The 25,050-nt window shown below is 44.0% G+C and carries 22 protein-coding genes and 1 tRNA gene; 17 read left to right on the top strand and 6 right to left on the bottom strand.

From position 1 onward, the window contains the following. Positions 1-13: 13 nt before the first annotated feature. Complete coding sequence (hxpB, locus tag DBX26_RS24100) at positions 14-694, top strand: hexitol phosphatase HxpB (RefSeq protein WP_118121136.1); 681 nt, start codon at positions 14-16, stop codon at positions 692-694. A 107-nt stretch (positions 695-801) separates the two neighbouring features. On the opposite strand, the gene DBX26_RS24105 is transcribed toward hxpB, so the two are convergent. Together DBX26_RS24105 and DBX26_RS24110 are read right to left on the bottom strand one after the other, a co-directional pair. Beyond that, positions 802-2,523, bottom strand: coding sequence for a cobalamin biosynthesis protein CobT (locus DBX26_RS24105; protein WP_118121137.1), 1,722 nt, complete (start codon positions 2,521-2,523; stop codon positions 802-804). Further along, positions 2,516-3,508, bottom strand: a complete 993-nt coding sequence (locus DBX26_RS24110) for a MoxR family ATPase (RefSeq protein ID WP_118121138.1) — start codon at positions 3,506-3,508, stop codon at positions 2,516-2,518. The genes DBX26_RS24105 and DBX26_RS24110 overlap by 8 nt, the downstream gene beginning before the upstream one ends. A 268-nt stretch (positions 3,509-3,776) precedes the next feature. Between DBX26_RS24110 and xsc the strand changes: the two genes are divergently transcribed. The 9 genes from xsc to DBX26_RS24155 all read left to right on the top strand — a co-directional run bounded on the left by xsc (position 3,777) and on the right by DBX26_RS24155 (position 13,779). Next, positions 3,777-5,588, top strand: a complete 1,812-nt coding sequence (xsc, locus tag DBX26_RS24115; RefSeq protein WP_020335198.1) for a sulfoacetaldehyde acetyltransferase — start codon at positions 3,777-3,779, stop codon at positions 5,586-5,588. A gap of 65 nt (positions 5,589-5,653) precedes the next feature. Continuing rightward, positions 5,654-6,688: a YeiH family protein gene (locus DBX26_RS24120; protein ID WP_118121139.1), complete on the top strand. Its 1,035-nt coding sequence runs from the start codon at positions 5,654-5,656 to the stop codon at positions 6,686-6,688. A gap of 36 nt (positions 6,689-6,724) precedes the next feature. Continuing rightward, on the top strand, positions 6,725-7,528 hold the full coding sequence (locus DBX26_RS24125; RefSeq protein ID WP_118121140.1) for an FRG domain-containing protein: 804 nt from the start codon (positions 6,725-6,727) through the stop codon (positions 7,526-7,528). Between the two features lie 266 nt (positions 7,529-7,794). Further along, entirely contained in the window at positions 7,795-8,220 is a 426-nt protein-coding gene (locus DBX26_RS24130; protein ID WP_020335195.1) for a nuclear transport factor 2 family protein, read from the top strand. Positions 8,221-8,269: 49 nt separating this feature from the next. Next, the gene (locus DBX26_RS24135) at positions 8,270-9,721 is read left to right on the top strand and encodes an FAD-binding oxidoreductase (protein ID WP_020335194.1); all 1,452 of its coding nucleotides are present in this window, start codon (positions 8,270-8,272) and stop codon (positions 9,719-9,721) included. A 114-nt stretch (positions 9,722-9,835) separates the two neighbouring features. Next, positions 9,836-10,837, top strand: coding sequence for a TRAP transporter substrate-binding protein (locus DBX26_RS24140; RefSeq protein ID WP_118121141.1), 1,002 nt, complete (start codon positions 9,836-9,838; stop codon positions 10,835-10,837). 123 nt (positions 10,838-10,960) lie between these two features. Continuing rightward, the gene (locus DBX26_RS24145; protein ID WP_020335192.1) at positions 10,961-11,509 is read left to right on the top strand and encodes a TRAP transporter small permease; all 549 of its coding nucleotides are present in this window, start codon (positions 10,961-10,963) and stop codon (positions 11,507-11,509) included. Between the two features lie 15 nt (positions 11,510-11,524). Beyond that, on the top strand, positions 11,525-12,865 hold the full coding sequence (locus DBX26_RS24150; RefSeq protein WP_020335191.1) for a TRAP transporter large permease: 1,341 nt from the start codon (positions 11,525-11,527) through the stop codon (positions 12,863-12,865). Between the two features lie 11 nt (positions 12,866-12,876). Continuing rightward, on the top strand, positions 12,877-13,779 hold the full coding sequence (locus DBX26_RS24155; RefSeq protein ID WP_118121142.1) for a cache domain-containing protein: 903 nt from the start codon (positions 12,877-12,879) through the stop codon (positions 13,777-13,779). Between the two features lie 335 nt (positions 13,780-14,114). Here DBX26_RS24155 and DBX26_RS24160 read toward each other — a convergent pair whose 3' ends face one another. Then, positions 14,115-14,903, bottom strand: a complete 789-nt coding sequence (locus DBX26_RS24160; RefSeq protein ID WP_020335189.1) for an IclR family transcriptional regulator — start codon at positions 14,901-14,903, stop codon at positions 14,115-14,117. Positions 14,904-15,059: 156 nt separating this feature from the next. On the opposite strand from DBX26_RS24160, the gene pta reads away from it, so the two are divergent. From pta to DBX26_RS25700, 3 genes are all read left to right on the top strand, one after another. Continuing rightward, positions 15,060-16,109: a phosphate acetyltransferase gene (gene pta / locus DBX26_RS24165; RefSeq protein WP_118121143.1), complete on the top strand. Its 1,050-nt coding sequence runs from the start codon at positions 15,060-15,062 to the stop codon at positions 16,107-16,109. 8 nt (positions 16,110-16,117) lie between these two features. After that, complete coding sequence (locus DBX26_RS24170) at positions 16,118-16,876, top strand: TSUP family transporter (protein ID WP_118121144.1); 759 nt, start codon at positions 16,118-16,120, stop codon at positions 16,874-16,876. Positions 16,877-17,679: 803 nt separating this feature from the next. After that, entirely contained in the window at positions 17,680-18,345 is a 666-nt protein-coding gene (locus DBX26_RS25700; protein ID WP_254063584.1) for a GGDEF domain-containing protein, read from the top strand. 358 nt (positions 18,346-18,703) lie between these two features. Here DBX26_RS25700 and DBX26_RS24180 read toward each other — a convergent pair. Continuing rightward, positions 18,704-18,794, bottom strand: a tRNA-Ser gene (locus DBX26_RS24180). A gap of 326 nt (positions 18,795-19,120) precedes the next feature. On the opposite strand from DBX26_RS24180, the gene DBX26_RS24185 reads away from it, so the two are divergent. Further along, a complete protein-coding gene (locus DBX26_RS24185; protein WP_014234500.1) occupies positions 19,121-19,801 on the top strand; it encodes a MaoC family dehydratase in 681 nt (226 codons plus the stop codon). Positions 19,802-19,860: 59 nt separating this feature from the next. Here the strand turns inward: DBX26_RS24185 and DBX26_RS24190 are convergent, their stop codons facing one another. After that, positions 19,861-20,688 (bottom strand): phosphate ABC transporter substrate-binding protein, encoded by an 828-nt coding sequence (locus tag DBX26_RS24190; protein WP_118121146.1) that lies wholly within the window; start codon positions 20,686-20,688, stop codon positions 19,861-19,863. Positions 20,689-20,914: 226 nt separating this feature from the next. Between DBX26_RS24190 and DBX26_RS24195 the strand changes: the two genes are divergently transcribed. Next, positions 20,915-21,268 carry a DUF3024 domain-containing protein gene (locus DBX26_RS24195; RefSeq protein ID WP_014234498.1) on the top strand — a complete coding sequence of 118 codons (354 nt, stop codon included), beginning with the start codon at positions 20,915-20,917 and terminating at the stop codon, positions 21,266-21,268. Between the two features lie 76 nt (positions 21,269-21,344). Here the strand turns inward: DBX26_RS24195 and rnb are convergent, their stop codons facing one another. Next, complete coding sequence (gene rnb, locus DBX26_RS24200) at positions 21,345-23,345, bottom strand: exoribonuclease II (protein ID WP_014234497.1); 2,001 nt, start codon at positions 23,343-23,345, stop codon at positions 21,345-21,347. A gap of 377 nt (positions 23,346-23,722) precedes the next feature. Between rnb and DBX26_RS24205 the strand changes: the two genes are divergently transcribed. Together DBX26_RS24205 and DBX26_RS25705 are read left to right on the top strand one after the other, a co-directional pair. After that, on the top strand, positions 23,723-24,658 hold the full coding sequence (locus DBX26_RS24205) for a universal stress protein (protein ID WP_118121147.1): 936 nt from the start codon (positions 23,723-23,725) through the stop codon (positions 24,656-24,658). A gap of 83 nt (positions 24,659-24,741) precedes the next feature. Further along, positions 24,742-24,933: a hypothetical protein gene (locus tag DBX26_RS25705; RefSeq protein ID WP_118121148.1), complete on the top strand. Its 192-nt coding sequence runs from the start codon at positions 24,742-24,744 to the stop codon at positions 24,931-24,933. Positions 24,934-25,050: the final 117 nt, after the last annotated feature.

Genomic DNA, 25,050 nt, shown 5'->3' on the forward strand with positions numbered 1-25,050 from the left:
TTTTGAGGTAAGCATGAATATAAAAGCGGTTATTTTTGATATGGATGGTGTACTCATTGATTCTGAGCCTCTGTGGCAAGAGGCGCAGATGGAATCACTCGACAGTTTTGGTGTGTGTATTACACGTGATGACTGCGAAAAAATGACAATGGGGAAGCGTGTTGATGAAATAGCGCAAATTTGGTGTGAGGCATATTCATTGACCGTTCAAACGAAAGAGCTGGAAGCGATGATCCTTTCGAAGTTGTGTCATCGTATTTCTACTTTGGGTGAGGCGATGACCGGCGTTTACGAGGCATTAGACTACTTTGCCAACCAAGGGTTAAAGGTCGCATTGGCAACATCTTCTAACCATGTAGTCATTAACGCAGTCTTCAATCGCCTTCAGTTGTGGGACAAGTTCAGTGTTGTCTGCAGCGCTGAAGATGAAGAATATGGTAAACCCCATCCAGATGTTTATTTAACTGCTGCCCGCAAACTCCAATTCGATGTCGCAGAATGTTTAGTTATTGAAGATAGCTTTACAGGCCTGACGGCGGCCAAAAGAGCGAACATGACGACTTACTTAGTTTCGCCAAATTATGAACAACGTAAGTTTTCTATCGCAGATGGATGTTATGCCGATTTAGAGTCCGTGATACAAAACCATGACAAGTTTGCGCCTAAATCGCACCTTTCAGTCGCTGCCAATTAAAATTGCAGAAACGAAAGAGGCCGTTAAATTCTTAGCGGCCTTTTTGCTAAAGTGCCGACTAGACCGAGCAGTTCAATTGGCTTAAACAGGGGTGAACGGTGCCAGCTCTACTTCCTTAGTACCCCAAACACCTCTCGACACAAACTAAACAGACAGCTTTCCTTTACATCCAAAATGATGTTGTTCCGATAGTAAGGACTTAGGTCAACGCCCATGCCGACACCGTAGATTTCTATTTTATTGCGGTTTGCTTCGCGCTCGATGACCTGCTTTAAATGATTATCGAGATAAAATTGGTCGTTGGCTGTGCTAGTGGCAGTGTCCATGGGACAGCCATCGGAGAATACGATAAGTATCTTTCGCTTCGCACCTTGTGCAGAGAGACGTTGAGCGGCAAACTGTACGGCTTCTCCGTCAATTCCTTCTTTGAAAATGTCGGCTTTTCGTAAGCTGGCGATGCCGAGTCGAGCTCGTCGCCAATGAGTATCGAAGTCTTTGAATATAATATGTCGAAGTTCGTTTAAGCGACCAGGTTTTTTTGGTTGTCCTTGTTGTAGCCATTGTCGATAAACTTTCCCGCCGTTCCAATTCCCGGTTGTGAAGCCAAGGATTTCAAAAGGAACTTCGGTTAGACCTACGGATTTAAGCAGTGTGTCCATCAACAAGCTCATTTTATGACTGTGCTTTTGCATGGAGCCAGAGCAGTCCATCAAAAATGTAATGGCGCATTGATGGGATGCACCGAGTTCTGGTTGTGAGAATATGGTGCGTTCAAGCGGAGAAGTAACCAGTTTGGTTATGGTGTTCGCATTAACGACTCCTTCTTCCAGATGATCTTGGCGTTTGTTTCGCTGCGGGGTTTGGACAATGCTAGACAGTATTGCTGCTAAACGACGAGTGTTAACCTGTCTTGCCATCATGTCGTCGGTAAGCTTTTGTCGTAGCTCAAGCAATAACGCTTGTCTAACCACTGTTTCAGCACCAACCTCTCGGTCAAACTCTCGACTAAAAACTTGATATTTAGACCCAGCGAGTTGGAAAGCTTTACTGCTACCAGTGATATCCGCGTCGTATTCTTGGTCTTCGATGTCCCCGTCTACAATTAGCGCCAGTTGGGCAAGGATTTTAATGTCTTCTTCAACGGCAGGAATGGTTTGATTGTTTGATTCTTCTTGTTCTTGATCGATAAGTTCACTGACGAGAGTCGCAAGTTGATTGGCATAAGTGGCGTACAAACGCTGATCTAATCGATGTCTTTTTAGTTGTACCAGACAAGTGCCTATGATCGGTACTATTCCAGCTCGAGTGGATTCGATAGCCTCAGCGATAGGTTCCGAAACAGGTATCCCTGTTAAACGCGAATGGATGACCTGCATAAGCGTAAAAAGAAGCATACCAAGACGAGACTCAGTGAAGCCATTCTGATGGTACTGTTCACTCCAATAACAAAAGTTGAATCGAGTGCTAACTTGAATACCTGCTAAGTAATGCGGGACTTGGGACTCGATTCGGACTTGCTCGCAAAAATCAAACAATAGACGTTCAACTTCGCCATTGGGGCGTTGCGAGTAATGAAGCTCTGCGTCTGACACCAAAAGGCGCAACGCTGAAGAATCGATCTTACCTTGCATAGCCATTTTGCTCTTAGTTAACTCATGGCGAGAAACAAAAGTGAGGTCATTGGTGTGGGCTGAGAGAAAGTAGCAAGGTTGATCGCCTCTATATAAACGCTCACCCCTATAATTAAGTGTGAGATTTCCACTGATCGCTCTGGCAACGGAGACACTAAGATCGAGGATTTTTTTCTGTTGAGACGACACATTAGCCATGGCTAAGTTGCTCCATACCAGAGCTAACTGATGGATTGGCAATCAAAGGTTCACCAAAGCAGCGGAAGTAGTATTCGCAAACAAGCTGTTTTTCTTCTTCTTCACATCTATTTAGAAATGACAGCCTGAACGCGGTTGCGACGTCGTTAAAGATACGAATGTTCTCTGCCCATGTCAGCACCGTTCTGGGAGACATTACTGTAGATAAATCGCCCGCCATAAAACCGTTTCTAGTCATTCCGGCTGTTGCGATCATTTGCTCAACTAGCTGCAAACCTTGTTCATTATTGAGTTCCGGATTCTTGGATAACACGATATTGGCTTCGTGTTGAGGATCAAGGTAGTTCAGAGTAACGATGATATTCCATCTATCCAACTGACTGTGATTGAGCACTTGTGTACCTGAATACAGACCAGAAAAATTGCCGAGACCGAGCGTGTTACATGTGGCGAACAATCGAAAATATGGGTGCGGGGTAATGACGCGGTTTTGCTCCAATGAGGTGTATTTGCCATCTTGCTCAAGCAATTGCTGAATAACGAACATCACATCTGGTCGCCCTGCATCGTATTCATCCAATACCAGTGCGATAGGTTGTTGGATACTTTGTGGAAGGATGCCTTCTTTAAACTCGGTGATTTGCATGCCGTCTTTTATAACGATGCTGTCTTTCCCGATGAAATCGAGTCTGCTCAAATGTCCATCAAGGTTTATTCTCAGGCAGGGCCAGTTCAGTCGAGCTGCCACTTGTTCTATGTGAGAAGACTTACCGGTTCCGTGTGTGCCTTGAATGAGAGTGCGACGATTTGATGAGAAGCCCGCTAGGATGGCTAGCGTCACTTCAGGGTCAAAACAGTAATTTGGATCGATTTGCGGAACATACTCGCCACCGTGCTCAAATGCCGATACTGTTAAATTACTGTCTATACCAAAACATTCTCTGACGCTTACTTGTCTCGTCGGTATCAATTCCGTTTCTTTCATTGCTCATTCCCTCTATATATCTTGCGAACTACCTGCAAATGTTGGTGATGTTCGTCGATTATGAACAGCTAAATCTAAGTTAACGACACTATTTGTACAAAATATTGTTAACAATGTGATCTAGTTTTGTTAATTGGAATAAATCATTCCAATTAAAGATAAATCGTTGACGCGCAAAAAATCTCCTACTAAGGTGAATGTGAATGCAAAAAAGAGACAATTCATTCCGAAAAATGAAATTTTAGTTCAACTCAAGGAGAAGGGAAGGATGAGCGAGCAAGAAAAACGCACGGTTGTTTCCGGCAATACAACGATGACACCATCAGAAGCGTTTGTTGAAACTATGGTCGCCAATGATGTGACAGACATGTTCGGCATCATGGGATCAGCATTTATGGATGCAATGGACATATTTGCTCCTGCTGGCATTCGATTAATTCCAGTGGTGCACGAGCAGGGGGCTGCTCACATGGCGGATGGTTACTCACGTGTATCAGGTCGTCACGGTGTGGTTATCGGTCAAAATGGTCCTGGTATCAGTAACTGTGTTACTGCGATTGCAGCTGCTTATTGGGCACACAGCCCAGTGGTTATTGTTACGCCAGAAACAGGTACAAAAACAATGGGGTTGGGTGGTTTCCAAGAATGTAACCAACTTCCTATGTTCCAAGAGTTCACTAAATATCAAGGTCACGTGACACACCCAGAGCGTATGGCGGAATACACCGGTCGCTGTTTTGACCGCGCTATGAGTGAAATGGGACCGACTCAGTTGAATATTCCACGTGACTATTTCTACGGTGAAATCAAAACGGAAATTCCAAAACCAGCTCGACTAGACAGAGGTCCAGGTGGCGAAAAGTCACTTAATGAAGCTGCGGATCTGATTGCCGAAGCGAAATTCCCAGTCATCATTTCTGGTGGTGGGGTGGTCATGGCCGATGCTGTTGAAGAATGTGCGGCATTAGCAGAAAGACTGGGTGCACCAGTTGTGAATAGTTATCTGCACAATGATTCATTCCCGGCAAGCCACCCATTGTGGTGTGGTCCACTTGGCTATCAGGGCTCTAAAGCAGCGATGAAGTTGATTGCCCAAGCGGATGTGGTTATTGCATTGGGTACACGTCTTGGTCCATTTGGTACTTTACCTCAACACGGTATGGACTACTGGCCAAAGAACGCAAAAATCATCCAAATTGATGCCGACAATAAGATGCTTGGTCTGGTTAAGAAAATTTCTGTCGGCATTTGTGGTGATGCTAAAGCTGCTGCAGTTGCACTAAAAGAACGACTAGAAGGTCGTGAACTACTTTGTGATGAAAACAAAGCGTCTCGCCAAGACACAGTCGCAACGGAAAAGGCGCTGTGGGAAAAAGAGCTGGATGAATGGACACACGAACGTGACCCATTCAGTTTGGATATGATCGAAGAAAACGCACAAGAAACGCCGTTCTCTGGTGGTGAATATCTGCACCCACGCCAAGTGCTTCGTGAGCTCGAAAAAGCTATGCCAGAAGATGTAATGGTGTCTACTGACATCGGCAACATTAACTCTGTTGCTAATAGCTATCTACGTTTCGAAAAACCACGCAGCTTCTTTGCCGCGATGAGTTTTGGTAACTGTGGTTATGCCTTCCCAACCATCATTGGTGCAAAAGTTGCGGCGCCACATCGTCCTGCTATTTCTTATGCAGGTGACGGTGCGTGGGGCATGAGTCTAATGGAAACGATGACATGTGTTCGTCACAACATTCCTGTGACTGCGGTGGTATTCCACAACCGTCAATGGGGCGCTGAGAAGAAAAACCAAGTGGACTTCTACAACCGTCGCTTCGTGGCCGGTGAGCTAGACAACCAAAGCTTCGCTGAAATCGCGAGAGCAATGGGTGCTGAAGGTATCACGGTTGATAAGCTGGAAGATGTAGGTCCAACACTTCAAAAAGCCATCGACATGCAGATGAACGAGGGCAAAACAACAGTCATCGAAATCATGTGTACACAGGAACTGGGCGACCCGTTCCGTCGCGACGCACTGTCGAAACCTGTTCGCTTCCTAGATAAATACAAAGACTACGTATAGGTCTCGGGGAGTATGTCCGGCCATTATATGGCCGGGCATTTTGAACACACGGAAAGGTGGAAGCGATGATTTCTAAAACCATGAAAATGCCCAGAACGCTATATGGAGAAGCGACGGGCATCGCACCGGGATTATTACTCAGTATTGTAATAGCCGCAGCGGCAACGTTTGTCTCTGATCACTACGGCGGTCCTAAGTTTCTTTATGCACTATTACTGGGTATTTCTCTGCATTTTCTCTCTGACCATGAAAAATGTGGTGCCGGTATTGAGTTTGCGGCTAAGAAGTTGGTTCGAATTGGTGTTGCCTTGTTAGGTGTGCGCATTGCCTTTAGTGATGTCAGTACCATAGGTCTTCATGGCGTGGGTATCCTAGCTGGTGCTGTAGTGCTGACGATTATGTTCAGCCTTTTGTTCGCAAAGCTACTTAAGGTGTCTGGTACATTTGGGTTACTGGCAGGCGGCGCAACAGGGATTTGCGGCATCTCCGCGGCGATGGCGATTTCATCTACGATTCCACAGAGCAAAGAGAACGAGCAATACACATTAATGACGGCGATTGGTGTTGCTGCATTTTCAACGATAGCCATGGTTCTTTATCCATTTGTCGTTACTTCACTACAGTTATCACCGAGTGAAGCGGGTATGTTTTTGGGTGGCTCCATTCATGATGTGGCTCAGGTGGTCGGTGCGGGCTTTATGTTGTCTACCGAGATCGGGGATGCTTCAACATTAGCGAAAATGTTTCGAGTCGCGATGCTGATGCCAGTGATACTGTTAATTGCATTGTCATTTCGTGCGCAGAGAAAGAATGATGGTCAAGAATCGCATATTAACGCCCCAATCATACCGTTCTTCCTGGTGATGTTTATTGCACTGATTGTAATCAATAGCTTTAACCTGGTACCTCCTACAGTGTCAGAAGGAATGTCAGAGATATCTAAGTGGTGTTTAGTTATTTCTATTGCCGCTCTAGGCGTAAAAACATCATTTGAGAAGCTTTTCTCTCTAGGATGGAAACCAATTATATTGCTTTTATTGAATGCAATGTTTATCGCAGTATATATGTTGACGGTTATTTATATTCAGAGAATAGTTTAATTATTATTTTGTTTTTCGATGGTAAGAGTATTCATTATGAACGGTAAATATTATATCAGTACGCTCGAAGAATTATATGAAATAGTAAATGTATTTTCTGAGTCCAAAAGCAATAACACATTAATATATCGAGCGGAAGAATATAAAGTCGGTGCACTAATTCCAAGTTTAGGCAAAGTAAATAGCAATAACCTTAGAAGAGTAGAACAAGAACTTCTTTCCACAATGAAAGTTTACGGAGTACCGATGCTGGGTTCCCGTGCTGTTAATGAATGGCTATTAATGTGTTTGTCCGAACAACAAGGGTTTCCTACACGACTACTAGAGTGGACTGAGAGTCTTTTTAACGCGATATGGTCTGTCTGTAACAGTTCGACCAAGGATTGCATCAATATCATAAAGGTTCAGGGACGTCATAAGGCTAGTTTTATAAGTTCGCCCCATCATATTGAAAGTACTAAGGTATTTAAAGCTGTCGACTGCGATTTTCAGGAGCAACAACAGGATAAATGGTATTCAATTCATCCATTTATAAACGAAATAAATAGCTGTATACATTCTCTTCATGATGAGCAAGAGTATGTGAAAGATCTAATATCTATTAATATTTTACCCTCAGTGAAAAATAACTTATTAAAGGAGCTGATATCTATGAGTGAATTAAATAAGACAACATCGAATGTTGAAGAAAAAATGACGAGTATAGATTTTGAATCTAGTTCGGAAAATGACTTAGACAGTCAAAGTGGCGAAATTAAAGACGACTTTGAAGTCAATTTTCATGATAGGAAACTAGAACAATATGGGCGTAAGTATAATCAAGACTTTGATTTCGACTAACAACAAATTAACGTAGAAAATAAACAAGCGTTTGAATAATCAGTCGATGAAAAACGATTTTAAAACTTACTAGGTCAAAAATTAAATTATAAAAAAATTAAATCTGTGAGCTTAGAGTTTGTACATACCACAACTGAAAGTTAGAGTGGAGGTATGTTATAAACTTGTTAATTGTTCGTAATTATAGTTTAAATGCTCTAATAAAACGGCAATGTAGAACTGCTCTGTATTAAACCAATAACGAAAAAATAAAAGGTCTTTGGAACATGAATATGCAAACAAACACAGCAACATTATTACAGGAAAACCAAGTCGACACGACATTTTTACAGTCCTTTAGCGATGCCTGGAATAACCACGACATTGACGCATTAATGTCATTTATGACCGATGATTGTGTGTTTCAGACCGTCGCAGGAGATGGCTTGCTTGGAAACACCATTGAAGGGTACGAAGCCGTTCGTAATAGCTTCGAACTGGTTTGGCAGAATTTCCCAGATGCGACTTGGAGCGACCCTGTGCACTTTGTTTGTGGCGATCGTGCAGTAACGGAATCAACCTTCTCTGCTACCAACCCTGACGGTACGGTGATCGAAGCTCGTATGGTGGATGTTTTTACTCTGCGTGATGGAAAAATCAGTGTTAAGAATGCCTTTAGAAAAGCTCGACCAGTTATCACTCCAAATAAGTAAACATGGCAACCACTATTCGTTCAGGGGTTATGACTAGGAGAGTCGAATTATGAGTTTAGTAATGGAAGAACCAGCAGTCGATGCTGTAGAAACTAATGCGAAAAGCACCCAAGCGAAAGATAAATACGATCCTAAATATGATCCGCTAAAGGATAAAACGCCGGGTCATGGTAAAGAATACGCCCCAACTTACTGGGTAGATACAGCGGGTGCTCCACCGGAAGACGATGGCCCAATCACATCGGATATGGATGTCGATGTTGCGATTATTGGATCTGGGTTTACGGGCTTAAGTACTGCAATTCACCTTGCGGAAATGTATGGGATTAAAGCAACAGTTATCGAGGCGAATCGCTTGAGTTGGGGATGTAGCACCCGTAATGGCGGTCAGGCTCAATGTGCGTCAGGACGACTAAAGCGTTCTCAGTGGATTGAACGTTGGGGCCTTGAAACGGCTTTGAAAATGCACCGCGAGTGTGTGGATGGCATGAACACATTCAAGGAACTGATCAAGGATATCGACTGTGACCCACAACCCGGTGGTCACCTATATGTGGCCCATCGTCCAAAGATGATGCCGGGATTAGAGAAAGAAGCGAAATTGCTTCGCGAAACCTTCAACTACGATGCGCAAATTTTAGATGCTGACACGGTAAAACGAGACTATGTCGGCGACCAAGAAGCGGCAGGTGCGATGCACGAACCAGAAGGTATTGGTATTCATGCAGGTAAGTTGGCTTTTGGCTACTTGAGAAAAGCGCGCGCGTTGGGTGTAAAGGTCCATCCAGCTAGCCCTGTTATGGGGTGGGAAACTCGCGGTGGCGTACACTACCTCAAAACACCTGGTGGTGTGGTAAAGGCTCGCTCGGTGGGGGTTTGTACTGGCGGTTATACCAGTCAGGGTCTGCACTCGGAGTTAAAAAACCGTTTGCTCCCAGTCTTATCAAACTCAATGGTAACGCGTCCTTTAACTCAAGACGAAATTGCCGCGTGTAACTTCAAAACCAATCAGGTGATTACGGATACTCGCGTACTTCGTCATTACTATCGTTTACTTCCAGACAATCGAGTTCAGATTGGAACTCGTAGTGCGATTACCGGTAAGAATGCGCCAGAGAAGAAATACGAGGACATGTTACGTTCAGACCTTACGCGAAAATTCCCAGCATTAGACCAAATCCAAATTGATTACTCATGGTGGGGGTGGGTGGACGTAAGCCACGACATGATGCCAAGAATCTATCAACCAAATCCATCACAATCCATCTTCTACGCCTTGGGTTATGGCGGTAATGGTGTGATGTATTCAGCACAAGCCGGTAAACGTCTGGCTCAGTGGATTGGAGGAGAGGGACACAAGCTCGACTTACCAATATTCGAATCAAAACTTCCGTTTCCAAACGTGAGGGAAGTGGTGGAATCGGAGATGTTTGCACCATTTCGACGAGTAGGACAGCGATTCCTTTACCAGTGGTACTCACTAAAGGATGAAGTGCTGTAACACTCAAAGCCTATCTCCAAAATAGGGAAATGACGACGACCAGGAAAGTTGTACCAGGTCACCTTGTAAGCAAAGTACAGAGTGGATGTCTGTACGTTATGAAAGGTTAAGACTATGAAACTTATTAAAAACAAAATCATTGCTGGAGTGACAATTGCAGCGACAGCAGTGTTTTCGTACACGGCTTCGGCAGCAAACTTCAAAATGGCTATCGGCGATGCTGCTGGTGGAACGCAATGGGAATTAGCCAAGACTTTTTCCGAGTTGATGGATAAAAAGACAGATGGCAAAGTAAAAATTGACCTATTCCCAAATGGACAATTGGGTAATGAACAAGACACCGTTAATGATGCGGCTATTGGTCTGTTAGATTTTTCCGTTTTAGCAATTAACAACGTAACTCCATTTTCACCAACGGTTGGCTTATTAACGATGCCCTATGTGATTCAAAGCCCTGAAGAAGCCGTGCTTTTGACACAAGGAAAGGTAGGTCAGGAATTGGTAGAAAACACCATTCGAGATGCTGGTGTTCGAATCGTTGGTTGGGCGTATTCAGGCTTTCGAGTATTGACCAACTCGAAGAAGCCAGTTGCCTCGCCAGAAGATCTAAAAGGGCTGGTGATTCGTGTTCCTCGTAACGAAATCATGATTGCTTCTTACCAAGCTTGGGGCGTAAACCCAACACCAATGGCTTGGTCTGAAACCTTTACGGGTCTGCAACAAGGTGTGGTTGACGGTCAAGATAACCCATACATTACAGTGTATGCGATGAAGTTCAATGAGGTACAAAAGTACGTTACTAACATCCGCTACATCTTTTCGCTTGAACCGCTCATCATCAGTGAGTCAGTGTTCCAGCAACAATCTCCAGAGATGCAAAAGACCATTCTTGAGGCCGGTCAAGAGGCAACAGATCACAGTTTTGCTTACTTAGAAGAAACGGAAATCAAGATCCGTAAAGATCTCGAAGGTAAAGGCATGGTATTCACCGACCCTGCGAACGGTGAAAAAGAGTGGATAGAGAAAGTTACTACTTCAGTATGGCCAAAATTCTACTCAAGCATTGGGGGTAAAGAGAAGCTAGATAACGTTCTTGAGCTACTGGGTAGACAATAACGATTAGTTACACCCTATCTGACGGCAGCCCGTTGGATAGGGTTTTTGCATGGCTTTACTCGTTTATCTGCTCAAACACATTGAGCGACTGGTTGTCATGTAAAAATCAACATTGGAGGTTATATGTCAGTCGCTAAAATAATTAGAAAGCACCTAAACAACATCGAGGAGTACACCTGTTGTTTATTACTAGCGAGCTTTGTCTTACTACTTTTCACGCAAATTTTATCTCGTCAGCTGTTTGACTATTCCATTCCTTGGGGTGATGAAGTTGCCACCTATATGTTTGTCTGGTTTGCTTATTTAGGTGCGGTGGTTGCCGCGAAAATGTCAGCCCATAACCGAGTAAGTTTCCACTTTAAGTTCTTTCCTCCCATCGTACAGACCATCAGTGAAACCATAGCGGATTTACTATGGCTGCTGTTTAACGGTTATTTTGTGTACCTCTGCTACGACTTTGTATTCAATAAAATGAATCTTTTCTGGAAATCGCAGACGACCGGTATCCCGATGAAGTACTTCTACATGATTTTACCGATCGCATTTTCTCTGATGATGGTTCGGATCATTTGGAACAACTATGAGCGCTTGTGTAAAGGTGCCAAGAATGAAGACCCAGAAGTAAAAGAACTTCGCAAAATGACCGCTCAAAAGTCACTGCCAGAGTCGTAACAGAGAGATGTAATTATGGAATCCTATTTAACTCTAATCCTATTTGGTGGTTTTTTAACACTGTTAATTCTAGGCGCACCAATTACTGTATCGCTCGCAGGCGCATCCATGGCTGCCTACTTGATATTGGATAAAAACCCCATTGCACTAGTGCAAATAGCTTTTACTTCAGTGGGCAACTTCCCTTTGATGGCACTGCCATCCTTCGTATTGGCTGGCGCATTGATGGAAGCCGCTGGTATTTCCAAACGTTTAGTGGATATTGCTGAAAGCCTGGCGGGACCAGTGACTGGTGGCCTAGGGGCTGCAACGGTTATGGCGTGTCTGTTCTTCGGAGCGATTTCTGGCTCTGGCCCAGCAACCACAGCGGCGGTGGGTATGTTAATGGTACCCGCAATGGTTAAGCGCGATTACGAAAAAAGCTATGCTTCCGCAGTAACCGCTGCATCAGGTGGGCTTGGGATTATTATCCCGCCGTCGATTCCGCTGGTTATCTTCGGTATCTCTGCCATGGGCTTAATGGCACCGCCAGAGGCCATTGCTCAACATGGTCAGTTTGCATCACTATCGATTCCAAAGCTGTTTGTTGCGGGCGTGATTCCTGGACTGATCATGGCATCCACCTTGGTAATTACCAACTATATGATTGCGAAAAAGCAAGGCTATCAAGGTCTGACAGAAAACTGGTCATTTGGAGAAATCAGGCAATCATTACGCCGTGGGCTTTGGTCTGTTTTAGCGCCGTTCTTGATCCTTGGTGGCATATATAGCGGTATGTTTACCCCAACAGAATCGGCAGTGGTGGCTATTTTCTACTCGCTGTTTGTTGGCTTGTTTATACACCGTGAACTCTCGTTTAAGAACATTCTTAAATCGTTGTCGACAACGACATGGATCACTGGGCGAGTTCTATTGATCTTATTTGCGGCAACCGTGTTTGGCCGCTTACTGATTGAACAGAAAATCCCAGTAGTGGTAGCAGAGTCACTACTTGGCTTTACAGACAATATGTATCTCGTATGGGCACTAACCATCATATTGCTGTTGTTTATCGGCATGTTTATGGAAACGTTAGCGGCGATTATGATCATTGTGCCAGTCTTGTTGCCCATCATGTACATGTTAGGCGCTGACCCAACCCATGTTGGTATTGTCGTGGTTTGTACGTTATCGATAGGGTTTGCTACTCCGCCTCTCGGCGAAAATATCTTTGTCGCCTCGGGTATTGGTGGAGCCACAGTTGAACAGATTACCGCTAAGATTCACCCATTTGTTCTTGCGTCGGTACTGGGCGTGTTTGTTATCGCCTTCTTCCCACAAATCACGCTTTGGCTACCGTCATTAGTTGGCTATTAGGAGAGATAACCATGAACATATTGAAACTGATTGTTATAGGTTGTGCGTTGTCCATTGTGTTGGGTAGTGTCGCTTTGCGTGCGGAAGATAGCGCTGCCGTGAATGTATTCGATATCACGGAGCCTCACGTAGAAAGCGAAGCGGAAAAGCGTGCGAAAACCCTCTTGGCCAAGGCAGTTATACATGTGCAAACAGTAGGAGAGGAGAGCGTAAAAGATTTCATGAGTGACCCTGAATACATAGATGGGGAACTGTATGTCTTTGCCTTAGGTATTGACGGTGAATTCCTAGCGAGCGGTGGCTCGTCTATGGTGTTGGTTGGCGATAGTGTGCTTGATACGCAAGACGTTTATGGCAAACCGTTTTTTCGGGAAATGATCACCAAGGCGCTACATCAAGGTTACGGGGAAGTGAAATACAACTGGACCAACCCTACTGACCGTATGGGGGAGCCTAAAACCACCTTCTTTGAGCGTGTTGGCGAAGTGATTGTGGCCGTCGGCTACTACCCAGAGCGCGCTAGTACATCCGAGGCGAAGCGGTTACTCGCTAGAGCGATGAAAGCCATGGTGGAATCTGAGCAGAAAAGTATTGATGAGTTTAACGACCCTGAAGGAAGCTTTGTTGAGGGCGATTTATACGTGTTTGTGATGGACATGAGTTCGGGAAAGTTTCTTGCTCATGGCGCATCTCCGGAGTTGGTGGGACGCTCACATGATGAGATTTTAAGCCCGGATAATAAGCCTATTCTTACCGAATTACTGACGTTAGCTAAGAAAAACGGTCGAGGCGTGTACACCTATCAGTGGCTAAACCCTCAATCGAACAAAGTGGAAACCAAGCACACTTATTACCGAGTGCTCGATAATAAACTTGTCGCTGTTGGCTACTACGTTAAATCAAACCTATCCTAGCTCAGCTTTCCATTCGTTATCGCTATCAATCTTTAATTTGATTGGTAGCGATCCATTCTATTCCATTTCTTCTTTTACATTCATATAAAACACAATAGTGGAACAAGTATGGTAGAACCATAGCCACTCGAAGTGTGTTCTCAGCCGATTCGTGCTCTCGGTTGCGTTTTTAAGTGACCGATCTGTGTCATGTCGACCGAAAGAGACAAACCCCAGTAGATTGGATCTCACTGGGGTTAGGATTTGTGTTTGGCAATAAGGTCAGCGACTGGCGCCACAGGGTTGGTTGTTTTGCCAGGCTAAGTGGCTAACGTATCCATTGAGTATTTTGGGGACTAATGTTCGCCCCAGTTATCGGCTTCTATTTTTGCTAGTGCTTTCGCTGCTTTTTGCAGAGTAGGCAAGAACTTAATAGCTTCATCTGGTTTGACGCGAATAACAGGGGCCTGTATTGCTAAACCAAGATTAGATTGTCCTGTCGGAGAAGGCACAAGCACGGCAATACAGACTAGACCGGGCAGAAACTCTTCATCATCAATGGCAAAACCTTGGATTTTTGCTTCCTCGATGTTTTTTTCCAACTCGGAGTAATCAGTAATCGTGTTTACGGTATATTGAGTGAGAGGAACATTCTCAATAAGCCGCCTACGTTGTGACTTAGACATATGCGCTAAAAATAGTTTGCCCGTTGCAGAGCAGTGAACAGGTACTCGTGACCCCGGATGCAAATGGAAGCGAAGGGGGGCTTCTGTTTCTGCACGATCGAGGTAGATGATCTCGCCGCTGGACAGCGCTGTTAAATTACAACTTTCACCCACCTCTTCTCTGAGGTTCTCGAGAATTGTGCGTCTTGCGCTATGCATGGTGCTATTAAGCAACAAGTTCTCAGCTAACTTTCTCAAACGAATACCCGAGCTATAGTGCTTTTCATCTCCGTCTTTTTGAATGATGCCTGCGGCTTCTAACTGCTGCAACATACGGTGCAGGGTTGGTTTTGGTAGTCCGGTTTCTTCTACTAATCCTTGTAGAGATATGAACTCGTCTTTTTGCGCTATCACCTCTAATAGTGCAAAAAGTCTGAGCGTAGGAGTATCTCCTTGAACTTGCGGTGTTTCTGTAGGCATAGAGTCATTTATCCTTGCGATACGTCGAAGTCTAAGATTGTACATTTCAATTTAGTATATATCCATTTTCTGAATAAAATTTGATCTTTTTTATTAGTGCGATTAACATTTAATTAAAATATGGAACAAAATGTATCATTAAATGGAATTTATAGTATGAAGGCGATGGAAAGGATTATCAACAAAGCTCAGTTAGATCGTAAGCGAGTGGTGTTGAGCGAAGCTGAAGACCCTCGAGTGCTTGCCGCAGCGCGGATGGCCGAGGATAAGCAATTGGCATACATCACTTTGATTGGTGATCAACAAGTGATTGCAGAGACTGCGGAGCGGCATAATGTGAGTCTTGCGGGCATTCAAATTGTTTCGCCTCAGGGTTCGCCTCTTAAAGAAGCATTAGCTGACCGTTTATACCTTTTGCGTAAAGCGAAAGGTATGTCCTATAACGACGCCCTAGAACAGGTTCAAGATCCTCTCATATTTGCCAATTTAATGGTGAAAGAAGGGTTTGCTGACGGCACGGTGAACGGTGCTGTTTATACTACCTCCGATGTGGTTCGTACGGCTTTACAAATTATCGGCCCTGCACCTGGCTGTGAGTTGGTGTCGAGCTTCTTTTTGATGATGTTGTGTGAACCTTTTCACAACCTCAAGGGTGGTTTGATTTTCAGTGACTGCGGACTGGTGATTGATCCTAATGAAACGCAGCTTGCTTCCATTGCTATTGCCGCATCAACCAGTGCTAAATCGCTATTAATGGAAGAACCTAAAGTGGCCATGTTGTCTTTCTCTACTAATGGCAGCGCGAAGCATGAATCTGTCGACAAAGTTCGCAACGCAGCTCAGCTAGTGAAACAGCGTTGTCCTAATATCGCCGTGGACCAAGACGTTCAGTTGGATGCCGCTATCGTAACTGAGATTGCTGCTAAAAAACTGCCGGATTCGCAAGTGAAAGGCCAGTCTAACGTTCTGGTATTTCCTAATTTAGAAGCGGGAAATATAGGCTACAAGCTGGCAGAAAGGTTAGGCGGTGCGGTGGCAATAGGTCCTTTGTTACAAGGGTTAAATCAGCCCGCGAATGATCTATCTCGGGGATGTTGCGCTGAGGACATTTTTAATGTGATTGCGGTTACAGCGGTTCAGGCTCAACAAGATAAGAAAATAGACCAAGTTTCATCCGCCTCAATAAAAGAAGACATAACCAACTAGGGAAATAAATGGAATTACCGACGTTACTCGCCATTCTTGCCGCCATCACGATTGGCACTTACTTTCAGACCGTGACTGGATTTGGTCTCGGTATTATTGTGATCGGTTTAACTGTGAGTCTTAATCTGGTTGCACTGCCCGTTATCGCCGCAGTGGTGAGTATCGTCACTTTGTTTAATTGCTTAGTGGCATTGGTAGGTAAGCCCTTGTCTGGGGAACTTAAAATCATGCTGGCTTTAGTGGCGGGTATAGTTCCTGGCGTGATCGCTGGGGTATTTTTGCTCGATCAACTCAGTGACTCAGCGACCAACATATTACGTGGTCTACTAGGCATCATGATTTTAGCCGCAGGGCTCAATTTCATGTTTAAACCGAAGACGTTAGTAATGCGCTCCGCTTCGACGTCCTTTTTATTTTCAGGATTCGGCTCCGGCCTCACTGGTGGGTTGTTTGGCATGGCAGGACCACCCATTGTTTATCATCTCTACAGACAGCCATTTTCCATTGAATTAGTACGTAGCACGCTATTGATGGTCTTTGCCTGCACTTCTGCTTCGCGCACTGCTTATGTGTATTTTGATGGTAGTTTAGGCGCAAGTATCATTTGGTTGTCCGTCATTGCAGTTCCGTTAGTCGCACTAGTAACTTTGGTAGCCAGGCGATATCCGCCCCCATTGTCTAACGACCAGTTGAGGAAATTGGTATTTGGAGTATTAATGATGGTTGGTGGGTATTTGATAGGGACTTCTGCTACGTCGTTGGGGTAAAGCTGAATTCATTTTACTGAGCCAATAAAGTATAGGGCGTCGCAAAAGATCGACACGAGTGGAAAGTCAATGCGCAATATCTAACAGAGCCAATGACTAATTACTGTGTAGTATGGTGCTAACGGTAAATTCGACATCTCCTAGCTTAGATTAGGTGTTATACTCTAGGCATTCTCATTTCTTTCATCTCGACCCGATTTATCTCATCTAACTTTAATAGATTCTTATCGAGTGATTGGTTAACATGTTTGAGTGTTTTGTGTCACCTTTACATTATCAGCGGTTTATTTGACCCACTTAGCCTAAGCAAAAAAGTAGTGATTAATTCAAGCTCAAGCCTCATCGATTTTGCCAGCGTAATAAACAATATTGTTTGTAGTGCTGTTGGCTGCATATTTTTATCTCAGATTCGTTCAGGGTTGACTCACTATCAACGACGATCAGCACTTTATTTCTTTTACTTTTTCCTACTGTTTGGTTTTGCATTTGCTGCAATGGCTATTCGCTCCTGGCTTCCGCTTATTTATTCTGTTTTATTAAACAATTTTATGTATATGACAGTTGCGTATTTGTTGTTATTTGGCTCTATAAGTTGGTATCAACGCGATATTAAGCCATGGTTATGGAAGCTAGCAATTGTTCATGTTTGCTCATATACAGCGATACAAACCCTTATTTATCACTTCGTACCAAATACACTTGAATTGCGTGTTCAGATTGCGTTCGTTAATTTTGCTCTGGTGTACGCTTCAACTTTTTTACTTTGTCACAAACATAGAACCTCAAATGGTAAGGGCGAGCGTATGCTCGCTTTAGCTGCATTGGTTTGCCTTGTTGCTGCTGGTTTTCCTACTTTTGCATTGGCTGTAACAGGTCAAGTAGAGTATTACCGTGTCGCAGTCGTGGTGACTCAAAACATAGTTTGCTTCTTCTTGTTAGGCGGATTATTGTCGTTATTTCTTTTTAATCAGATTGACTGGCACTATGAAAGATCCATTAGGGATGAGCTGACAGGGTTGTTCAACCGCCGTTACATTAATGAGCGTATTGCACATTTGTTTCAAGGTGATTTGCCTATTCAGGGAACGCTTGCAGTTGTCGACATTGACCATTTCAAAAAAGTAAATGATCGCTTTGGTCACGACGTTGGTGATAACGCGCTCGTTTATGTCTCTAAAATTCTGTCTGGTAGTCTTAAAAAGGGCGATTTGGTTAGCCGCTACGGAGGGGAGGAGTTTGTGATCTTTATTGCGGATAATGATTCCAAACAAGCTCTGGCGACGTTGCATACAATCCATTCATCAGTGGAATCACAGAGCCGTTTATCAGCTATGAGCATTCCCATTACAGTGAGCATTGGTTACTGTAACTTAACTTCTCAAGACACATTACAAAGTGCTTTCACCAGAGCTGATTCAGCTCTGTATATGGCGAAAAACCAAGGTCGTAACTGTATTGTTGGCCAGTAACCTCGCCGTTCCCATAGCTTCTATATAATGAAATTGTCCAAAAGTGTGTTCGCCAAAAGATGTTTCCAAGCCTAACTTTAACTTAGGATCGAGAGACATGGTTAAAGATTTTATCAATCCCAGCTTTGAAAACCAAGGTGACATCGTCACTAATACCGACAGAGCAAGATTGCCCGCTCTTTTGTTACAAGACTGAATTTAAAATCGAACGGAAACCCGAGCACTACCAAGCGTTTGTGAGCGCAAACACGACCATAGTAGACAGAATGATGATTTTTATACAGATACATTGACTCACAGTAGCCAACCTAGGTGCCTTGAAACGAAAAAAGCCGCTGATAAATCAGCGGCTTAAATGTGGCGGAGAGATAGGGATTTGAACCCTAGATACGCTATTAACGTATGCCGGTTTTCAAGACCGGTGCTTTCAACCACTCAGCCATCTCTCCATTGTGTGGCGTATGATAGTGAGAGTAACAAAACTTGTAAAGCCTTGAACTAACGAAAAAGAACTGTTTGGTTGTTTTGTAATCATAGGTCTATGCTGTGATAGGCCGTGATAAAGAAATTTCTATTAAAATGGGGCATTTTATAGAGTTTTTACTTTATCTCACTACTTTTCAATAAAATGGTGTTTTATTGCTATCTTTATGAAAATAAAGAAATAATCACCTTTGAGTATACATGTGTTCGCCCGAAAGTGTTTGCATCAGTTTGTGAACTAATTCAAAATTAACTGGTATAGCCAGTTGAGCTTAAATTTCTAAGGGTGTTTATGAAGGTCACAAATCTATTTAAAGACAAAGTTGATGCGATTTCTGCACATCAATCCGAGTTTATGAATTGGATGTCTCCAACGCTACGCGATTATTGGAGTGACTTTTTGGATAGAGCCCAGCACAGTTTCTTATTCTCGAAAGTGCGCGATCACCAGCAGCCGGCGATTAACGAAGAAGTTGCGCCTCAACCTGAACCAATCGTCATGGCACCGGAAGCTCAAAAGTTATACCAAGAGCTCAGTGAGAAAGTCGGTGAAGTCATTCACGTTGGTGATTGGGTACATGTGTCTCAAGAGCGCATTAATCAGTTCGGTGCAGTCACTGAAGATATGCAGTGGATTCATACTGATCCTGAGCGTGCATCTGCAGAGTCACCGTTTAAGACGACTATTGCCCATGGGTTCCTGACTTTGGCGTTGCTACCAAAGCTGACAGACTCGGTTGATCCAGACAAGCCATTGTTCCCGACGGCGAAGTTAGTTGTCAATCTTGGTCTGAACCAGGTTCGTTTCCCTTATCCAGTAAAAGCGGGCAACAACGTTCGTGCTGTAAGTACACTGACCAAAGTAACGCCAATTAAGAAAGGCCTTGAGATTGAGCGTGAAATCAAAGTGGAAATTGAAGGTATCCGTCGTCCGGGAGCGGTTGTCGTTTCTGTTATTCAACTGCATTTCTAAACAACAGAAAGAACAAAAAAAGAGAGCATATTAATGCTCTCTTTTTATTTAGTGATTATCTATTGATCAAACTTTTTCACAGGCGTGTAGCCGTATTCAGCCACGGCTTGTTGGCCTTCTTCTGATTTCAAAAATGCCATGAAATCTTTACCTGCTTGGTCCAGTGCGTCAACTTTGTATAGAACTAAGAAAGGTCGCGCCAACGTGTATTTGTGGTTCGCGATGTTTTCAGAGGTTGGCTCAATACCTTCAAACTGGATAGCTTTCACTGAGCGGTCGACCGAGCCTACCGAAATAAACCCAATTGCACGCGTGTTATGGTTTACGATCGTTTTCACCATGCTGTTGCTGTTTACTACCAGATTATTAGGGCTGATATCAGACACTAAACGGTCGTTTACGATTTTGGTAAGACCCATTAGGCTTTCGAAACTGTAACGTGAGCCTGAAGATGCTTCACGAGTCACAACTGCGATTGGTTGATCGTCACCACCGACTTCTTTCCAGTTTTTAATTTTACCTTTGTAAATATCAAATACCTGCTGTTGAGACAGGTTTGCTATAGAGTTTGCACGGTTTACCACGATTGCCAAACCATCATAAGCGATTGGAATAACGTTTAGGTCTTCTCCTTTTTCGCTTTCTGTCAGGTATCGAGAGCTCATCCCAATTTTAACCACACCTTTGTTCACCATGGTGATGCCCGCACTCGAGCCAATGCCTTGGACAGCGATGTAGTCATCAGGGTGCGTTTTATTATATTTCTCGGCAAGAACATCCATAACGCGAGCAACGGAAGTCGAGCCAGAGATATTCACCTCTTTCGCCATAGCGGAAGGAAGAGCGATGGCCATGGCTAGCAGAGTCGCCACAGTAAAACGTAACATATTAAACTCCAAAAAATGGTATCAAGCAGCGCACATGATATTTCGTTGAGGTTACACTTTTGTGAATTTACCGGTCCAGAAGTAGGGAAATGCCTTCTTTTCAATGCGCTTTATTTTTGCGAACATCAGATGTTACTCACTCGCGCGTGAAGAAACAAAAGGGCTAGAGTGCCTCTTTTCGTTGGGGTAAGGTGTATACTAAGAACTACCTATCAGGAGATCTTTCATGTCAGTGTCTCAAATGGCAACCAGCCGTTTATACAAGTTAGTTCATTCACTCTGTTCTGCCCGTAATGCGAATTTACCCGTAGAGCAGGGCAAGTGTTTGTATGAACCTGTAGAAAATGGTGTGGAGCTTCATCGCGCACATTTCCTGCTAGATTCACAGCACAGTGAATATACGTCTCCAGTAGCAAAAATTTTGTTTGATGTGCAAACGCAACTTTGGCGTTTTTATGTGCCGAGTTACCAAACCGGTGACTTGAAATGGGTACCTTATGAAACTCTGCCATACAGCCAGTCCCTTGAAGTGTTACTGGGTGAACTAGAAAGCGACCCTCAGGCGTGTTTCTGGGAGTAGTGTTTTAAATATTTTTTCCGCTGAACATTAAAAAAGGCGCTTTGATAGCGCCTTTTTCGTTTCGGTTTATTCAGTGTTATTCAACCGTTTGTTCCGTCTGTGCTTTTGGCGGCTCAGCGAACACTTGCGTCGGTTTAGCAACTAAACTGCGGTTTTCCTGGTTCACATCTGCCAAGACAACTTCTAGCGTATCGCCCAGCTTGTACACCACTTCTTTATCGATGGAGATAGTACCGTTGTCACCGTTGCACTCAATGCGTTCTTTATTGTCAACAATGAGTGAGCCAGGAATAAACGCTGCGGCGCCGTTTTCAAGCAGGCGAACACGCGCACCAGCACGATTGATATCGAAAATTTCACCGATGTAGCGAGTTTGTTTGCTTGGCTCCTCAGCAAGAGTACGAGCGTAAAGCCAGTCAGACACATTGCGCTCCGCAATTTTGTGGTGCTTACGGTGTAATGCCAGCTCTTCACCGACTTGATCATCTGGCTTTTGAACCGGTTCTTTGTCAAGAATCACCGCTTTTAGCATACGGTGGTTGATCATATCGCCGTATTTACGAATTGGAGATGTCCAAGTCGCGTAAATATCTAGGCCCATCGCGTAGTGAGGAAGTGGCTGATTGCCGACTTCACTGTACGCCTGGAACTTGCGGATGCGGTTATCCAAGTATGAAGTTTCCTGAGTAGACAACCAACGACGTAATGCTGCAAAGCCTTCCAGTGTCGCGATAGTGTCCGCTGTGAAGCCATGTGTACCTTCTGGGTCAACTAATTGCACAACTTCTTCAATCTTCTCTGCTTTGAGACCAGAGTGAGTGTTGAACACGCCAGTTTCAAACTTATCGCGAAGCGTGCGGCCAGCACAGATGTTCGCTGTGATCATCGACTCTTCTACAAGACGGTTTGCACTGCGACGCATGTCTGCATGAATGGCAATAACGTCATTGTCTTCGCTTAGTTCGAAACGGTAGTCCGGACGATCCGGGAATACAACCGCATTTTTTTCACGCCAGTCGGCACGAGCAACGGAGAAGTCGTACAGGTCACGTACGATAGTTGCGATATCTTCCGATGGCTGCCATTTATCAGAGCTGCCATTTTCGATCCAGTCTGATACGTGGTCATAAGCAAGACGAGCGTGAGACTTAATGTTCGCAGCAAAGAAGTTGATGTTATCACCAATCACACCATCTTTACTTACGCTTACGGTACAGCAAAGGGCAGGGCGAGTTTCACCTTCGATAAGAGAACATAGGTCATCAGCAAGATCGCGAGGCAGCATTGGGATGTTGCGCCCTGGCAAGTAGATCGTGTAGCCACGCTCACGAGCGACTTTGTCCATTTCATCTTCTGGCGTAATGTATGCGGTAGGATCGGCAATCGCGATGGTCAGTTCAAAATCACCAGACTCTGTTTTCTTTGCATGCAGCGCATCGTCCATATCTTTGGTGGACTCGCCATCGATAGTTACGAATGGAACGTGAGTTAAATCAACGCGGTCTAATTCTGCGTCGTCTTTTAACTCCCAGTTCTCAATACCAGCAGGCTCAGAGTTTGGAAGATCGTTTTGTGCCAAGGTTACCCACCATGGTGCGATCTTATCGTCAGCATCCGTGATTTTTTCAGAGATTTCCACGAAGAAAGAGTTGTCACCTTTAAGAGGGTGGCGAATAAGATGGCCGACAACCCAATCACCTTCATTGAAGTTATCTGGCTTTTGGCCTTTCTTTAGTTTTGCTTTCAACGACAACTTTTTCAGTTGAGGGTGGTCAGGAACAACATTCAGCTTACCTTTGAACATTTTTACACGGCCAATAAAGCGAGTAAGTGACTGTTCTAGCAGCTCTTGTGGCTCTGCAACTTCACGTTCATTCTCTGTACGAATAATGGCGACTACTTTATCGCCATGAATGCACTTTTTCATGTACGCAGGTGGAATGAAGAAACTGGTTTTGCTGTCCACTTCAAGGAAACCAAAGCCTTTATCTGTTGCTTTGATTGACCCTTCTTTTTTAGGAAGGTTTTCTTGGATTTGCTGCTTAAGTTGGGCTAATAGCGGGTTATCTTGAAACATCTTGATTTTCTATCTAATTGTTTTTAATAAATTTATTTTCTTTCCCCAAGCCTCTTTACCATTCTTTGCTAACAAGAGAGCGAATGTAAGAAGGCATTCGGCGGTCGCAATAAATTTACCGAAAGAGTTACTGCGACACATGTTACTTGGCATAGGAATGATTGTATAGTGATCATTGTGTTCATAAAGGTATTGAGCCGCGCTTTTGTGGTTAAGATATCCAAGTATGTTCTTTCTTCTAAAAAACGTAACACATGGAATACAAGCCTGTACTAGGCTCAACGGTGGAATGGATGTTTATATTTACTCGTCGTTACAATCGTTAACTAGAAAAAAAGCACCCATTGGTTAAGATTTAATCAACCAAGGAGGCGTATATGAAAAGGTTTGAGAACATTCTTTTTGCGACCCAAGGACTTCCTGGGCATAGTGACGCGCTAGGGCAAGCCATTAGAATCGCATCCAATGATCACGTTCAAGTGTCTGGTCTTATTGCTTGTCCTGACTTTCCGAGCCACTTGGTTCAATATCAGCAAAGGTATGAGCAGTCTCTGTATGATTCTTTACTGGCAAGGGTAGAAGCCTTACGCATCGAATATGGTGCCTCTAAAGAGCAAGTGCCGTTTCCTCTTTCTGTTAAAAGCAGCGTGCAACCCGCTGTTTGTATTATTCAAGAAGCCATTGCTCATGAGCATGATTTGATCATCAAAGAGGCTGAACCTATTGATGAAGGGTCAGAAGGTTTTAAAGCTCTTGATATGACGCTACTGCGAAAATGTCCGTGTGCGGTTTGGTTACATCGACCAATCAACAAGCCGAGAAACAAACGACGTATTGCGGTGGCGATTGATCCAATGAGGATCAGTGACGAGCAACACGCTATGTCAATACGATTATTAGCGCTGTCCCGTTCGATCGCTGACACGTGTGACAGTCGGCTCCATATTATTTCTTGCTGGGAATACTACTTGGAGAACTATTTAGACGACAATGCTTGGATACAAGTCGATGAGACCGAACTGGAGAATGAAGTTTCCCACGCCAAAGTGAAGCATAAGCAAGCATTGCAAAGTCTCATTGAAGAGTCTGGTATTTCTGGTGAAATGGTGCTTCACCTTCTTCACGGAAAACCGGATGACCAGATTCCTGATTGTGTTGATGAGCTAGAAATTGATGTGCTTGTTATGGGCACGCTTGCTCGTACCGGCATATCTGGGTTCGTCATTGGTAATACCGCAGAAAATATCCTGCAATCCATCAGTTGCTCGTTAGTTGCGATGAAACCGGAAGGATTTGTTTCACCGATTAAGTAACTCAATATTCATTAAAACATCAAGGAGAATTGCTAACGTCTACGTTGTTACCACGAAGCTTTAAGTGCTTAAAGGAGGATGATATGAAAGCTTTTTGTCCCATCTGCCAAACCGAGATGGTTGAACGTGCGCACATTTTTATATGTCCGAGAAATGATATCGGAGATTGTTGTTATGATCCGCTCAACATACCGCAGGACGACTATACCGCAACGTTAAACCACACAAATCCATTCAGCGATACGCGTAGTTACGTTGTTCCCGACACTAAGTAGTTCGAATTAATAGCAATCTAAGTCTATTTTTGAAGTAGACAATCGTAGCTTGATGTTCATGAGTTTTGTTCATCGCTTAGTTCCATCCAGTCCGTTCACCTGAATTGCTCGGACTGC

Origin of the sequence: Vibrio sp. dhg, from assembly GCF_003443775.1 — a bacterium.
GTDB classification, from domain to species: domain Bacteria; phylum Pseudomonadota; class Gammaproteobacteria; order Enterobacterales; family Vibrionaceae; genus Vibrio; species Vibrio natriegens.